The following is a 14,938-nucleotide window of genomic DNA, read 5'->3' as shown; positions in this document are numbered from 1 at the left end:
GATGAGCAACCTGATGACACCGATTGATTGGCAACAGTGCAGCGCAGAGCAGCAGCAAGCGCTGCTGATGCGTCCGGCGATGTCGGCTTCAGAAAGCATCAGCCACATCGTGCGCGACGTGCTGGTGAAAGTGAAAAATGAAGGCGATGCAGCGCTGCGCGAATTTAGCGCGCGCTTCGACAAGGCGCAGGTGGATAATTTGCGCGTCACGCCAGAAGAGATGCAAGCCGCCAGCGATCGCCTGAGCGACACGCTGAAGCAGGCAATGGCTGCCGCAATGGCTAATATTGAAACCTTCCACAACGCACAGATTCTTGCCGAAGTGGATGTCGAAACTCAGCCCGGCGTGCGCTGCCAGCAGATTACGCGGCCGGTGAAATCGGTGGGTTTGTACATTCCTGGCGGTTCCGCCCCGCTGTTCTCAACCGTGTTGATGCTGGCGACGCCTGCGCGTATCGCCGGTTGCGGCCGCGTGGTGTTGTGCTCGCCGCCGCCGATTGCCGATGAAATCCTTTACGCCGCGCAGCTGTGCGGTGTGAAAGAGGTGTTTCAGGTTGGCGGATCACAAGCCATCGCCGCCCTCGCCTTCGGCACCGAAACCGTGCCGAAAGTGGACAAGATTTTTGGCCCGGGCAATGCCTACGTGACTGAAGCGAAACGTCAGGTCAGCCAGCGTTTAGATGGCGCGGCAATTGATATGCCTGCCGGTCCATCGGAAGTGCTGGTGATTGCGGATGAAGGCGCAACGCCGGCATTCGTGGCATCCGATTTGCTGTCGCAGGCGGAGCACGGCCCGGATTCGCAGGTGATTTTGCTGACGCCGTCGTTGCAGCTGGCTGCAGATGTGGCACAAGCGGTTGAGGAACAGCTGGCACAGCTGCCGCGTGCCGCTACCGCGCGCCAGGCGTTGGAGAGCAGCCGTTTAATCGTGCTGCGCGACCTTGATCAGTGCATCGAGATCTCCAACTTGTACGGCCCGGAGCACCTGATTATTCAGACGCGTCAGCCGCGCGATCTGGTAGACAGCATCACCAGCGCCGGTTCCGTGTTTCTTGGCGACTGGTCGCCGGAATCGGCGGGCGATTACGCGTCTGGCACCAATCATGTGCTGCCGACCTACGGTTACACCGCCACCTGTTCCAGCCTTGGACTGGCCGATTTCCAGAAACGTATGACGGTGCAAGAGTTAACGCCACAAGGTTTCCTTAATCTTGCCACGACAATTGAAACCCTGGCCGCCGCCGAGCAGCTGGAAGCCCATAAAAATGCCGTTACCCTGCGTGTTGCTGCGCTGAAGGAGCAAGCATGAGCCTGAATATTGAAGAGTTAGCGCGCGCCAACGTGCGCGCGCTAACTCCGTATCAATCGGCGCGTCGTCTGGGTGGCAACGGTGATGTGTGGCTGAACGCCAACGAATTCCCGCTGCCGGTACCGTTTGAACTGTCGCAGCAGACGCTAAACCGCTATCCGGAATGCCAGCCGAAGTTGGTGATTGAGCGTTACGCCGCTTACGCCGGTTTAACGCCGGAGCAGGTTCTGGTGAGCCGCGGTGCCGATGAAGGCATCGAACTGCTGATGCGCGCCTTCTGCGAGCCGGGCAAAGATGCCATTCTGTTCTGCCCGCCAACCTACGGCATGTACAGCGTCAGTGCCGAAACCATCGGCATTGAATATCGCACCGTAGCCGCGCTCGACGACTGGCAGCTCAATCTGCCAGCGATTGCCGAGCAGATCGACGGCGTAAAAGTTGTCTATATGTGCAGCCCGAACAATCCCACCGGCAACCTGATCAATCAGGATGACATCCGCGAGCTGCTGGCGATGACCGCCGGTAAAGCGCTGGTGGTGGCTGATGAAGCCTATATCGAGTTCTGCCCGGAAGCGACGCTGGCGAGCTGGCTGCAGGATTATCCGCACTTAGTGATTCTGCGTACGCTGTCAAAAGCCTTTGCGCTGGCTGGTTTGCGCTGCGGCTTCACCCTGGCGAACAAGCCGGTGATCGATCTGCTGATGAAGGTGATTGCGCCCTATCCGCTTGCCACGCCGGTGGCCGATGTCGCCGGGCAGGCGCTGAGCGAGCAAGGCATCGCGCTGATGCGCCAGCACGTCGCCGAACTGAACGCCAATCGCGCCTGGCTGTTTGAGCAGTTACCGCAGATTAAGGTGGTGCAGCAGGTGTTCCCAAGCGAAACCAACTACATTCTGGCGCGCTTCACGGATTCACCAAAAGTGTTTAAAACGCTGTGGGATCAAGGCATTATTCTGCGCGACCAAAACAAAAACCCCGGCCTTGCGGGATGCCTGCGCATCTCCATCGGCACCCGTAAAGAGTGCGAGCGCCTGATCGCCGCGCTGCAAGCCTTATCAGTGGAGCAAGCATGAGTCAGAAGATCCTTTTTATCGACCGCGACGGCACCCTCATCTCTGAGCCACCAACTGATTATCAGGTGGATCGTATGGAGAAGCTGGCGTTTGAGAAAAACGCCATTCCCGCACTGCTGGCGTTGCAGGCGGCGGGCTATCAGCTGGTGATGATCACTAATCAGGATGGCTTAGGCAGCGACAGCTTCCCGCAGGCCGATTTTGATGGTCCGCACAACCTGATGATGCAGATCCTCAGCTCGCAAGGCGTGAACTTCAGCGACATCCTGATCTGCCCGCACATGCCGGAAGATAACTGCGACTGCCGTAAGCCGAAAACCAAAATGGTGGAAGCCTGGCTGGCCGCTGGCGCGCTGGACACCGCCAACAGCTATGTGATTGGCGATCGTCTCACCGACATTCAGCTGGCGCAAAACATGGGCATTCAGGGCCTGCGCTACGGCGCGGAAGGCGAAGATTGGGATGCGATTCAGGCTCGCCTGACTAAGCGCGATCGCTACGCGCTGGTGCAACGCAACACCAAAGAGACGCAGATTAAAGTCGAAGTGTGGCTGGACCGCGAAGGCGGCAGCAAAATTAACACCGGCGTCGGCTTCTTTGATCACATGCTGGATCAGATTGCGGTGCACGGCGGCTTCCGCATGAACATTGATGTAAAAGGCGATCTCTATATCGACGATCACCACACGGTAGAAGATACCGGTTTGGCGCTCGGCGAAGCGCTGCTGAAAGCGCTGGGCGACAAACGTGGCATCGGCCGTTTCGGCTTCGTGCTGCCAATGGATGAGTGCCTGGCGCGCTGCGCGCTGGATATCTCGGGCCGCCCGCACATCGAATTCAAAGCCGAATTCAGCTATCAGCGCGTCGGCGATCTCAGCACCGAGATGGTTGAGCACTTCTTCAGCTCGCTCTCCTACGCCATGATGAGCACGCTGCACCTGAAAACCAAAGGCCGCAACGATCACCATCGCGTGGAGAGTCTGTTCAAAGCCTTTGGCCGCACGCTGCGCCAGGCAATTCGCGTGGAAGGCAACACCCTGCCGAGCTCGAAAGGAGTGCTGTGATGAACGTGGTGATCCTTGATACCGGCTGCGCCAACCTGTCGTCGGTGAAGTGGGCGATTGAGCGCCTTGGCTACACGCCGCAGGTTAGCCGCGATCCGGACGTGGTGCTGCATGCTGACAAACTGCTGTTGCCGGGCGTAGGTACCGCGCAGGCGGCGATGAGTCAGCTGCAGGAGCGCGATCTCATCGACCTGATCAAAGCCTGTACCCAGCCGGTGCTCGGCATTTGCCTCGGTATGCAGCTGCTCGGCCGCGGCAGCGATGAGAACGGTGGCGTGACCACGCTCGGTTTGATCGATGAACCGGTGTCGCTGATGGATACGCAAGGTTTACCGCTGCCGCACATGGGCTGGAATCAGATCACCGCCAAAGCGGGTCATCATCTGTTCCGCGATATTCCCGATGGCAGCTACTTCTATTTCGTGCACAGCTACGCCATGCCGGTGAATGCGGCGACCATCGCCCAGTGCGACTACGGCCATCCGTTCACCGCGGCCCTGCAGAAAGATAACTTCTTTGGCGTGCAGTTCCACCCGGAGCGTTCGGGCAAAGCCGGCGCGCAGCTGCTGAAAAATTTCCTGGAGATGTGATGATTATCCCCGCATTAGATTTAATCGACGGCAAAGTGGTGCGCCTGCATCAGGGCGATTACGGCCAGCAGCGCGATTACGGTAGCGACCCGCTGCCACGCTTGCAGGACTACGAACGCCAGGGCGCCGAGGTGCTGCATCTGGTGGATTTAACCGGCGCGAAAGATCCGGCGAAACGCCAGATTCCCCTGCTCACCACCTTGCTGCGCGGCGTAAATGTGCCGGTGCAGGTGGGCGGCGGCATCCGCAACCGTGATGACGTGGCGGCGCTGCTGGCTGCCGGCGCTACGCGCGTGGTGGTCGGTTCCACCGCGGTGAAGCAACCGGAAGAGGTGAAAAGCTGGTTTAGCGAGTTTGGCGCGGACGCCATCGTGCTGGCATTAGATGTGCGCATTGATGCCAATAATCGCAAAGACGTGGCGATCAGCGGCTGGCAGGAAGCGGCGGGCGTCACGCAGGAAGAGGTGATTGGCTGGTATCTGCCGGTTGGCCTCAAGCATGTGCTGTGTACCGATATTTCTCGCGACGGCACGCTGAGCGGCTCTAACGTCGCGCTGTATAAAGAGGTGTCTGCGGCCTTCCCGGATATCGCTTTCCAGTCTTCCGGCGGCATCGGTTCGCTGGATGACATTGCCGCTTTACGCGGCAGCGGCGCCCAGGGCGTGATCGTTGGTCGCGCTTTACTGGAAGATAAATTCACGGTGGCGGAGGCGATTGCATGCTGGCAAAACGGATAATTCCTTGTCTCGATGTGCGTGACGGGCAAGTGGTGAAAGGCGTTCAGTTCCGCAACCACGAAATCATTGGCGACATCGTGCCGCTGGCGCAGCGTTATGCGCAGGAAGGCGCGGACGAGCTGGTGTTCTACGATATCACCGCCTCATCGGATGGCCGCGTGGTGGACAAAAGCTGGGTATCGCGCGTAGCGGAAGTGATTGATATTCCTTTCTGCGTGGCGGGCGGCATTAAGAGTGAGGAAGACGCGGCGCGCATTCTGCAGTTCGGCGCTGACAAGATTTCTATCAACTCCCCGGCGCTGGCCGATCCTACACTGATTACGCGCCTGGCCGATCGCTTTGGCGTGCAGTGTATTGTGGTGGGCATTGATACCTGGTTCGACGACGCGAGCGGCAAGTATCACGTTAATCAGTACACCGGCGACGAAGCGCGCACCAAAGTCACCACGTGGGAAACCCTCGATTGGGTGCAGGAAGTGCAGAAGCTGGGCGCAGGTGAAATCGTCCTCAATATGATGAACCAGGATGGCGTGCGTAACGGCTACGATCTGGTGCAGCTGAAGAAAGTGCGCGATGTCTGCAAAGTGCCGCTGATCGCCTCCGGCGGCGCAGGCACCATGCCGCACTTCCTTGAAGCCTTTGAGCAGGCAAACGTCGATGGCGCGCTGGCGGCTTCGGTGTTTCACAAACAAATTATCAATATCGGCGAGTTGAAAAACTTCCTGATCGACAACGGTGTGGAGATTCGCGCGTGTTAACTGCAGAACAACTGAGCAAGCTGGATTGGGTCAAAACTGCGGGCATGATGCCTGTTATCGTCCAGCACAATGTTTCCGGTGAAGTGCTGATGCACGGTTATATGAACGAGGAAGCGCTGCAAAAAACCCTCAGCGAGGGCAACGTGACGTTCTTCTCTCGCACCAAAAACCGTTTGTGGACCAAGGGCGAAACCTCGGGCCACTTCCTGCAAGTGGCGAGCATCACGCCGGATTGCGATAACGACACGCTGCTAGTGCTGGCGAATCCGATTGGCCCAACCTGTCATCTCGGCACCTCAAGCTGCTTCTCGCCGGCGGCGCCAGACTGGACTTTCCTCTACCAGCTGGAGCAGCTGCTGGCTTCACGCAAAACCGCCGATCCGGAGAGCTCGTATACCGCAAAGCTCTACGCCAGCGGTACCAAGCGCATTGCGCAGAAGGTGGGTGAAGAAGGCGTGGAAACCGCGCTGGCAGCCACGGTTAACGATCGTCACGAGTTGACCAATGAAGCGTCTGATCTGCTGTATCACTTGATGGTGCTGCTGCAGGATCAGGAGCTGGATTTGAGTATCATCATTAATAATCTGCGCGCGCGGCATAAATAACCGATTGTGCAATATGCTGCTCAAAATTGGCTGATGAAGCTAAAATTGAGCAGCATACTTCTCAAAAAAAGCAAAACAAACTAGAATTGAGCAACATACTGCTCAATTGAGGTTTGCCATGCTTACTCTACAGATCTATCTAGATGGATGCTGGCATGATGCTGCGGTGCTTGATTTTAAAGAGCCGTACAAAGGCCGCGACGGTGAAGCCCTGCTTGCATACGACTTCAACTATGCCGTTGAACATTTAGACCGCAACGATTTGGTCAGCTGTAGCATCAACTATCCGGTCATGCTGATTGGCAGCCATTTTGCTAAACCTTGGTTTGGTTTTCTTGATGACATCATTCCCGCTGGAGCCAGCAGACGTTACTGGATTACGCAGTTAGGTCTGCAAGGTAAAGCCGCTAACGAGCAGGATTACTTGCTACTTAAGGCCGGAACCATTGCGCCAGTCGGTAACTTAAGAATCAAAGAGTCCTTACCGCAACTGCCGCCTGACAGCCAGCTCAAAAGCCGCCGTTTTCCCGCAGAATGGGCGATTGAACGTGATACCGATTTTCTTGAGTACGCGCAGCAAATGGGTGCCGCAAGCGGCGGAGCAACGGGCGCAGGCGGTGAAGCGCCAAAATTATTGTTGCGTCTTAATAACAACAGCGAAGTGTGGATCGATACCTGGCAAGATGATCTGCTGAATCAAGACACACCTTATCTGGTCAAATATCCTCGCGGCGCACGCACGCCAATTGATTGCGACATCCTGCGAGCGGAATACCATTTCTATCACGAACTCACAGCGCTTGGGGTTGCAACCATCGACACGCAACACATGTTGCTGTGCGAAGGCGAGCGCTACCCTTCTCTCTGGCTGCCGCGTTTCGATATTGATTTTATCGCCGGTAAAAAAACCCTATACGGGCTGGAATCCGTTTACTCAATCATGCAAAAAGCGCCGGGTAGCTATCTCAACCATTTTGAGGTGATACGTTGTCTAGTGCGTGTGCTGAAATTGAATACCGAGCAAACGGCTGAAATGGTTATTGAGTGGGTGAAACGCGACATGCTGAATATCGCCTTTGGTAATTCCGATAATCACGGCCGCAATAGCGCCATTCTGAAGAAAATAGGCTGTATGTGGCTGGCGCCTGTTTATGATTTCGCCCCCATGAAAGCCGATCCAGAAGGTGTTGTGCGCACCACACAGTGGGGTTCACCCCATGAGGAGGGCGGCAATTATCAATGGCATCTTATTGCGCAGCAACTTAATGACCTGGTATCTGAAAGTGTTCTCCTGCAAGAGCTAAGCGTACTAGCGAATAAGCTGAAAGGATTGAAGGCTCGATTGGAGACTCGCGGCGTACCGGCATCGATATTGGAGATGCCTGGCATCGGCTTTAACCACCTGGATGAGCGCATTGCCGGATGGAAATTATGAATAAAAACCTGTCGCCATTTGAGCGAGAAGCCATGTTATTAGATTTGCTGCAGCAGTTTATAGAAGAGAAATTCACCCAAGGCGTGTTACTCATGCAACTGCGCAAAAAAGTGTTGGGGTTTTCCCAGGATCGCTATGCCGCACTCGCAGGGATTAGCCGCCGCACATTATCGGATATTGAGCAGGACAAAGAGAGTGTTACGTTAAGTACGTTGAATCGGGCATTTAAGCCGCTAGGTTTAAAACTCGGTTTACTGCCACGTCAAACGCATATGATGCGAGCCCTGCTCACCCAACTCACCCAACCCGGAGAAAGCCATGACCACGCATGAAAAACTGCTCGCCCTGCTCGACCAGCATCGGGCGCGTTATCGCGTGATGACGCATGAAGCGACTGGCAAATGTGAAGCGGTGGCGGAAATTCGCGGTACCGAAGTGGGACAAGGCGCGAAAGCGCTGGTGTGTCATGTGAAAGGTAACGGCATCAAACAGCATGTGCTGGCGGTGTTGCCCGCCGATCGACAAGCCGATCTCAGCAAAGTGGCAGCGGCAGTTGGCGGCCGTCGTGCGTCGCTGGCCTCGCCGGCGGAAGTGGATGCGCTAACCGGCTGCGTGTTTGGTGCCATTCCGCCGTTTAGTTTCCATCCGGATTTACAATTAGTGGTGGATCCGCTGCTGTTCGAACGCTATGACGAAATCGCCTTTAATGCAGGCTTGCTGGAGCAGTCGGTGGTGCTGAATATCGCGGATTATCAGGCGCTGCATAATGGTAACGTGATGAAAATAATCCTATAAATGGTTTACGAGAAGGTGAGCAGCAGTTATTGTCTTTAATAATTACTCGACACACGTTAAGCGCTTCACCTTTAGAAGTGAAAATTCACTTCAATGACTAAATGATTTGTTACGTCAAATCAAATTAAAAAATTGAAAATCGCATAAATGGGCTGATATGCAATCTTACAAAGCAAGTACTAAAGATGAAGCTGCGGATGGACTTAGAGGAGTTGCTTCATTATCTGTTTTTTTATGTCATTTCCTAATTTCATTTTACCCTTTAGGGTTTGACAAAATTTACCCAAACTCCGCTTTCGATTATGCAAATGATGGCATCATTTCAAAAATCCTACGCCTCCCTTTATTGTCAGTATTCTGGAACGGCACCTTAGCTGTGAGTATATTTTTCGTACTAAGTGGATACGTATTAACCAAATCTTTTTACGAAACAAACGAATCTTCCATTTTAAAATCGAGAATAGCTAAGCGCTATTTTCGATTTTGCATTCCAGTTTTAATGAGTGTTTTATTATCATGGGTAATAATTGAATCAGGCGCAGGATACTGGAAGGATGCAGCCCAAATTAGTGGTTCAAAATGGCTAGGAAGTTTTTGGAACTTCGAACCATCCCTTATTTATGCTTTAAAAGATGGTTTGTTTGATTCAATATTTTTAGGACATTCGATATACACTCCCACTTTGTGGACTATGAGAATAGAAATAATCGGCTCTTTTATTGTTTTGTCTTATGTTGGGTTAATTAACAAGGGGATAGCCGAAGTCATTTTTCTTATAATATCATCCTTATTTATTTGCGTTATCGCTTCTGATTCTGCACCATATTATCTTGCTTTCATTGCGGGTTTTTATATTAACAAATGTAGAATGGAAATATCAGGCTCAGTAAAAATAATAATTATCCTTATTTCCATTTACCTTGGGTCATATGATCACACAAACAATTACAGTTGGATCAGGTCTCTTTTTGGTGACAGTATTTTCACCCGAAACCTAATGTCCGTAGTGAGTGGGTTTCTGATAGTTTTCTTGATGGCAAACGGTGTTATGCGTACTTTTTTTGAAAGCAAGCCAATGAAATATTTAGGGAGAATATCATTTTCAATATATCTTGTTCATTTTCCAATAATACTAAGCTTATCGTCTTTTTTATATGTTAAATCACATTTTATAGATAAAACTCCATTACTTATTTTCGGCATTTTCATTATTACACTTGTAGCGGTAATCTTTTTTGCCCATATATTTATGAAATTATTTGACGAAAGCAGTACGAAACTTGCAAGTATTCTTATGAAATAAATGTAATTATCAACTGTAACATAATGCAAATAATCCTCTAATTGCCATGCCCGACGGTGAGCGGTACTCTTCGTGATTCAACATCACAACACAAGAAGACCGATATTATGGCAAGTTCTCGTTTTACCGCCCGCCTGCGTCAGACGCTGGCGCTGGCTGTGCTGGCAGGTTGCGCATTCGGCGCACAGGCGAAAATTGATCAGGTGCGTTTCGCGGTTGATCCAACCTATCCCCCATTCGAATCCAAAACGCCGCAGGGCAAGCTGGTCGGTTTTGATATCGATCTCGGCAATGCGCTGTGCGAACAGATGCAAACCAAATGCGTCTGGGTAGAGAGCCAGTTCGATGGCATGATCCCGGCGCTAAAAGCGCGTAAGTTTGATGCCATTCTGTCTGATATGGGCATCACCGAAGAGCGCCTAAAGCAGATTGATTTCACCGTGCCGCTGTATGACACCCATACTCAACTGATTGCGCGTAAAGGTTCCGGCCTGCTGCCAACCGCCGAATCACTGAAAGGCAAAACCGTGGGCGTCGAGCAAGGCACGGTGCAGGAGCGTTATGCGCTCGCTAAATGGCAACCACACGGCGTGCAGGTGGTGCCTTACGGCGATCAGGCGCAGGTTGAGAGCGACTTGATTTCAGGCCGACTTGACGTGGTGTTCACCGATGCGGCACAGGCGGCCAATGGCTTCCTGAAGCATCCGCAGGGTAAAGATTTCGAACTGGCGGGCCCGATTGTGCAGGATCCGATTATCGGTCCAGGCACCGCCATTGGTTTGCGTAAAGGTGATACCGAACTGAAAACCGCGCTGGATAATGCTTTCGCGGAAATCAAAAAGAATGGTACCTTCGATAAGATTCAGAAAAAGTACTTCGCCACCGATATCTCCATTCAGCAGTAATCTTTTGGGCGGCTTTTTGCCGCCCTTTTCACAGCAGCACTTATAATTCCAATCATGAAATTTGCAGGTGCGATGGCAACCTGCCTTAAAACAGGACATCGATAGCGTTATGCAACAACAACATCATCCACTCTTGAGCGCCTCGCTGGGCACGCAACGCGAAATTGTTAGTTTCCACTTTGGTACTGATTCGCAGCAGCGCGTTTATATTCAGGCCGCTCTGCACGGCGATGAACTGCCAGGTATGGCGGTGGCATGGTATTTGAAGCAAAAGCTATTAGCGCTGGAATCTGCTGGCAAGCTCAAATCCAAAATTACACTGGTGCCGGTGGCTAATCCTCTGGCGATGGGCCAACACTGGCACGGCAGCCATCTGGGCCGTTTTCATACTTTATCGGGTCAGGACTTCAATCGCCGCTTCCCGGCACTGGGAGAAGCCCTGATTGATGAGCTGGCAGACTCGCTCACGCAGAGTGAATACGAAAACAAACGTCTGATACGCGAGGCGATCGATCGTCACTATCGCAGCCTGATGGCGCGCACCGAGCTCGATTCTCAGCGCTTTACGCTGATGCGCATGGCCAGCCAGGCAGATTTGATGATTGACCTGCACTGCGATTGGGACGCGCTGCCGCATCTGTACACCACGCCGCATGCGTGGCCGGATATCGAACCGCTGGCGCGCTGGCTGGGAAGTGAAGTGCAGCTGCTGGCGCAGATATCAGGTGGTGAGCCGTTTGATGAAGCCTGCTGTGAGCCGTGGCTAACCCTGGCTGAGCGCTTTGGCGACGAGTACCCTATGCCGCGCGGATTGCTGCCGGTAACGCTGGAGCTGCGCGGTTTGGCAGATGTATCGCCAGAGCAGGCGGAAAAGGATGCCGACGCGATCATCAATGCGCTGATTGAAGGCGGCTATATCACCGGTGAATTGGGCGATTCCCCTGCCCTGCTCCATCCAGCGACTCAGCTGGCAGGCTGTGAGTATATCCATGCGGCGCATTCGGGGCTGGTGCTTTATCGACGCAAGCTGGGTGAATGGATTAAAGCTGGTGAAGTTGTCGCGGAGGTCGTAGATCCGATTACCGACCAGGTAACACCGCTGGTGGCTGAGTTTGGTGGCGTGCTGTATGCAAGGAATCTGACTAAGTTTGTCACGGCTGGGATGCTGGTGGTGCGGCTGGCTGGGGAGAATGCGGGGAGACGGGGGGAGCTGTTGGTGGGTTAATATTTTACTGAAATAATCATACTAAAATGTTAAAAAAACAACAGGGTATTTCCCTTACCCGGTTGTTATGATTGTTAATAGTTATAGTTAATCAATTTCTTTAAATTGAAAATAAAAAATCTCATAACAGCTGGAATTAATTTCTAAAAGCCCATAGCTTCATCATAAAATAAGAAATTACTGGAACTAACAAAATAACGAATAAAAAACCTATTAAGTAATGATAGCCCATATATCCAACTAAGGCAGATATAGCTAGTGTAAGAATCAATGCCAAAAGCGATGACGATAGAAACTTCGCATAACCTCTCAACCCAGGTCTAACTTTGAAAGTGAAATTGCAATTCATAAAATATGAAAAAACATTAGCTATTAAGAAGGCGAAGAAATTAGCAAAAACAACATTTATGAATACCGACTCCATAAGACATGTTAAAATTATAGCATGTAGAAGTGTATTTACCCCCCCTACTAAAGCAAAACGTAAAAACTCACTGCTAATAACCGCCTTGAGCAACTTCATTAGAATATATCTTTAATAATATAAATTGGCCTATTACGAACTTCATTAGAAATCCTGGCAATATATTCACCTAGAATACCTATCCCAATCAGTTGGACACCCGAAAAGAACAGAATTGCGACCATTAGAGAGGCATATCCCGGCGTAGGATTTCCAAAAAACATAGTTTTGACAACAAGAAAAACAGCATAAACCATTGAGAAAATGGAAATAATAACACCTATATAAGACCATATCCTCAAGGGAATTGTACTGAAGCTCGTGATAGCCTCAAGTGCAAAATTCCATAATTTCCATGTATTAAAACTAGTTTTACCGTGTTGTCTTGGTTCAACATTATATTCAACATATGTGGTTTTAAAGCCAACCCATGCAAACAAACCCTTCATAAATCGATTTGTTTCTCTGAGCTTTCTCAATTCCAACGCAACAGATTTATCAAACAACCTGAAATCACCAACATCTGCAGGAATATTAGTATGCGAAATTTTACTTGATAAACTATAGAATAAATTCGCAGTTACTCTTTGTATTTTTCTGTCTGTAGCCCTGCTTTTCCTTTTGGCTAAGATAACATCAAACCCACTCTCCCATTTATTTATCATTTCTAAAATTAATTCAGGAGGATGTTGCAGATCAGAGTCAATCGGGATAAAAGCATCTCCATCGGCAAAATCAATGCCCGCAGTAACAGCAGCTTCTTTACCAAAGTTTCTTGAGAAGTTGATTATTTTCAACATTGGGAATGATTCATTCTTTAATCTTATCAATTCATTTAGCGTGTTATCATTACTTCCATCATTAATGCACACAACTTCATAATTATATTTCTCTTTAATATTTTCGAAAACTTTATCTACACGTTCAAAAAAAAGATGTGCATTTTTTTCTTCGTTATAGAAAGGTGCTATTAAGGAAATTTTTTTCTTTGAAACGCTCATTGTTTTTCTGCTCCTTTCGTTAAACGACATATGTATGCAAAATCTCTTCTGTTACAGGATAGCGCTGGCTCATTAGCAACAAATTCAGCAACATCTTTTTGATTGTATGCATTGCTATCGAATACGTAGAGACTATTTTCTTTTGAGGAATTCTTAATTTCAGTACTGATATTGCCACAATCAGGCATATATCTAGCTATATAACCGGTGTTAAGCTTAACATTATATTTTGAGGATAGGTTCATTATTGGTAAAAGAGCTTTCATAGGATCTCCACCACAACGGAACTTAGGATAAAAATAAATAAACTTAATATTATTATTTTTAATATCTTCTGACCAGATCTTATAATTTATCTGCTCAAGCTGTTCCCTCTTTGATCTATCTTTGAATAAAGATATTTGATTTTGAAGATCAGCTCCTTGAACAATCACTACAAATGCCAATAACAAGTAGCGATATCTTTTTGACTCAATTTTAAAAAGCTTATAGACACCATAAATAACCAAGCAATAGCCTACGGGCCAGAAGAATCTCCCGCTAGCTCTAAACTGTGATGTAACGGCTTCGGTAATAGCTGGATAGTATAATTTCAACACTAATACATTTGAGAAATATACATCTCCAGATAGCGAGTAAATTGTTAGCAAGCATAAGGTAGAAAAAAGGTAAATATTTTCTTTGATAGATATTTTAATTGTATCTCTGAAGAAAATTATGCATGAGGCTAATAAAAAAATGACACCAAGCCCAAGATAGTTAAATCCTTCATATTGTCCAGACATAACAGGAAGGCGTATATCAAAAAGTGTTCCACCTACGAATGGAGAAAGCAGATTCATTGAATAAAAACCAAACCCACTATCTCTAGCCCCTCCACCGGGAGGTAGAGGGAATAAAAATATCAACATAGATATTAGTACAAAGAAAAATGGTAACACTGACAACAATATTTTTTTTAATGAGTAACATCTTGATAGCATCATCATAATAGAAGATGCATATATTAATGATGCCATAACAAATAAATAAATATTAATATAAAAAGATACAAATAATAATATAGTAATCCCTGCAATGGATAAGGACCCAGTTCTTTTTGCCCTAAAATAAAACGCTAATGAAAACAATAAAATCCAATGAGACATTAAGGAAATATGTCCCAACCTAAATAACAACGCAGGAAAAGAAGTGAGCAGAGCAGATAATGCTAAAGAAGTAAAAAGGCAATTAATTTTAAGTTCTTTTGCGATAAACCAGGCTCCAACACCTTGCATAATAAAACAAAATGCAACCCAATAGCCAAAAGGATTAAAAGGATATAAGGAGTTGGGTAAAAAAACTTTCAATAAAAATGAATATAATGGAATAACATCAACGAATGTTGCTCTTGTACCGTCTGGATAGTTTAATGAATCAAATGCTAGCAGTGGGAAATGCCAATCCGATATAAAATAATAATTAAATCCAGCAATATATTGCGTTACATCTTCAGCATCGGTATGCCAATAAGAAGAAGTCCCAAGAATAAACCCTTTAGGAGTTAATAGGAGTATAATTAAAAACGAAAGGCAAGCACTAAATAATAGGGTAAGTAAATTACCACTTCCATTTTTATTGTATAACGGATATTTCATTTTTTTATCCTAAAAAAAAGCCCCATCCAAGGGGCTAA

At 49.0% G+C, this 14,938-nt stretch carries 16 protein-coding genes; 13 read left to right on the top strand and 3 right to left on the bottom strand.

All coding sequences use genetic code 11. The features are described 5' to 3' along the window. The first annotated feature begins 1 nt into the window (after position 1). The 13 genes from hisD to CRO19_RS16180 all read left to right on the top strand — a co-directional run bounded on the left by hisD (position 2) and on the right by CRO19_RS16180 (position 11,799). Positions 2 to 1,309: a histidinol dehydrogenase gene (gene hisD, locus CRO19_RS16240; RefSeq protein WP_097096746.1), complete on the top strand. Its 1,308-nt coding sequence runs from the start codon at positions 2 to 4 to the stop codon at positions 1,307 to 1,309. Then, positions 1,306 to 2,382: a histidinol-phosphate transaminase gene (gene hisC / locus CRO19_RS16235; protein ID WP_097096745.1), complete on the top strand. Its 1,077-nt coding sequence runs from the start codon at positions 1,306 to 1,308 to the stop codon at positions 2,380 to 2,382. Before hisD ends, hisC begins: the two co-directional genes overlap by 4 nt. Beyond that, positions 2,379 to 3,446, top strand: a complete 1,068-nt coding sequence (hisB, locus tag CRO19_RS16230) for a bifunctional histidinol-phosphatase/imidazoleglycerol-phosphate dehydratase HisB (RefSeq protein WP_097096744.1) — start codon at positions 2,379 to 2,381, stop codon at positions 3,444 to 3,446. Before hisC ends, hisB begins: the two co-directional genes overlap by 4 nt. Continuing rightward, on the top strand, positions 3,446 to 4,036 hold the full coding sequence (gene hisH, locus CRO19_RS16225; RefSeq protein WP_097096743.1) for an imidazole glycerol phosphate synthase subunit HisH: 591 nt from the start codon (positions 3,446 to 3,448) through the stop codon (positions 4,034 to 4,036). Before hisB ends, hisH begins: the two co-directional genes overlap by 1 nt. Then, complete coding sequence (hisA, locus tag CRO19_RS16220) at positions 4,036 to 4,773, top strand: 1-(5-phosphoribosyl)-5-[(5-phosphoribosylamino)methylideneamino]imidazole-4-carboxamide isomerase (protein ID WP_097096742.1); 738 nt, start codon at positions 4,036 to 4,038, stop codon at positions 4,771 to 4,773. Before hisH ends, hisA begins: the two co-directional genes overlap by 1 nt. Next, positions 4,755 to 5,531, top strand: a complete 777-nt coding sequence (hisF, locus tag CRO19_RS16215; protein ID WP_097096741.1) for an imidazole glycerol phosphate synthase subunit HisF — start codon at positions 4,755 to 4,757, stop codon at positions 5,529 to 5,531. The genes hisA and hisF overlap by 19 nt, the downstream gene beginning before the upstream one ends. Next, on the top strand, positions 5,525 to 6,136 hold the full coding sequence (gene hisIE / locus CRO19_RS16210; protein ID WP_097096740.1) for a bifunctional phosphoribosyl-AMP cyclohydrolase/phosphoribosyl-ATP diphosphatase HisIE: 612 nt from the start codon (positions 5,525 to 5,527) through the stop codon (positions 6,134 to 6,136). Before hisF ends, hisIE begins: the two co-directional genes overlap by 7 nt. Before the next feature lie 118 nt (positions 6,137 to 6,254). Continuing rightward, the gene (locus CRO19_RS16205) at positions 6,255 to 7,571 is read left to right on the top strand and encodes a type II toxin-antitoxin system HipA family toxin (RefSeq protein WP_097096739.1); all 1,317 of its coding nucleotides are present in this window, start codon (positions 6,255 to 6,257) and stop codon (positions 7,569 to 7,571) included. Continuing rightward, positions 7,568 to 7,903, top strand: coding sequence for a helix-turn-helix domain-containing protein (locus CRO19_RS16200; protein WP_097096738.1), 336 nt, complete (start codon positions 7,568 to 7,570; stop codon positions 7,901 to 7,903). The genes CRO19_RS16205 and CRO19_RS16200 overlap by 4 nt, the downstream gene beginning before the upstream one ends. Then, positions 7,890 to 8,366 carry a YbaK/prolyl-tRNA synthetase associated domain-containing protein gene (locus CRO19_RS16195; RefSeq protein ID WP_097096737.1) on the top strand — a complete coding sequence of 159 codons (477 nt, stop codon included), beginning with the start codon at positions 7,890 to 7,892 and terminating at the stop codon, positions 8,364 to 8,366. Before CRO19_RS16200 ends, CRO19_RS16195 begins: the two co-directional genes overlap by 14 nt. Before the next feature lie 157 nt (positions 8,367 to 8,523). Then, positions 8,524 to 9,669, top strand: a complete 1,146-nt coding sequence (locus tag CRO19_RS16190) for an acyltransferase family protein (RefSeq protein ID WP_097096736.1) — start codon at positions 8,524 to 8,526, stop codon at positions 9,667 to 9,669. 107 nt (positions 9,670 to 9,776) lie between these two features. Further along, positions 9,777 to 10,574, top strand: a complete 798-nt coding sequence (locus CRO19_RS16185) for an ABC transporter substrate-binding protein (protein ID WP_097096735.1) — start codon at positions 9,777 to 9,779, stop codon at positions 10,572 to 10,574. Positions 10,575 to 10,683: 109 nt separating this feature from the next. Then, entirely contained in the window at positions 10,684 to 11,799 is a 1,116-nt protein-coding gene (locus CRO19_RS16180) for a succinylglutamate desuccinylase/aspartoacylase family protein (protein ID WP_097096734.1), read from the top strand. A 136-nt stretch (positions 11,800 to 11,935) separates the two neighbouring features. Here the strand turns inward: CRO19_RS16180 and CRO19_RS26480 are convergent, their stop codons facing one another. Genes CRO19_RS26480 through CRO19_RS25880 form a run of 3 tightly spaced genes read right to left on the bottom strand, consistent with a single transcriptional unit; the run spans position 11,936 to position 14,900 of the window. Continuing rightward, positions 11,936 to 12,322, bottom strand: a complete 387-nt coding sequence (locus tag CRO19_RS26480; RefSeq protein WP_097096733.1) for a GtrA family protein — start codon at positions 12,320 to 12,322, stop codon at positions 11,936 to 11,938. Further along, on the bottom strand, positions 12,322 to 13,263 hold the full coding sequence (locus CRO19_RS16170; RefSeq protein WP_097096732.1) for a glycosyltransferase family 2 protein: 942 nt from the start codon (positions 13,261 to 13,263) through the stop codon (positions 12,322 to 12,324). Before CRO19_RS16170 ends, CRO19_RS26480 begins: the two co-directional genes overlap by 1 nt. After that, positions 13,260 to 14,900 (bottom strand): DUF6311 domain-containing protein, encoded by a 1,641-nt coding sequence (locus CRO19_RS25880; RefSeq protein WP_141400247.1) that lies wholly within the window; start codon positions 14,898 to 14,900, stop codon positions 13,260 to 13,262. The genes CRO19_RS16170 and CRO19_RS25880 overlap by 4 nt, the downstream gene beginning before the upstream one ends. Positions 14,901 to 14,938: the final 38 nt, after the last annotated feature.

The organism is Candidatus Pantoea floridensis (genome assembly GCF_900215435.1).
Classification (GTDB): domain Bacteria; phylum Pseudomonadota; class Gammaproteobacteria; order Enterobacterales; family Enterobacteriaceae; genus Pantoea; species Pantoea floridensis.
This window is presented reverse-complemented; position numbering and strand designations above follow the sequence as displayed.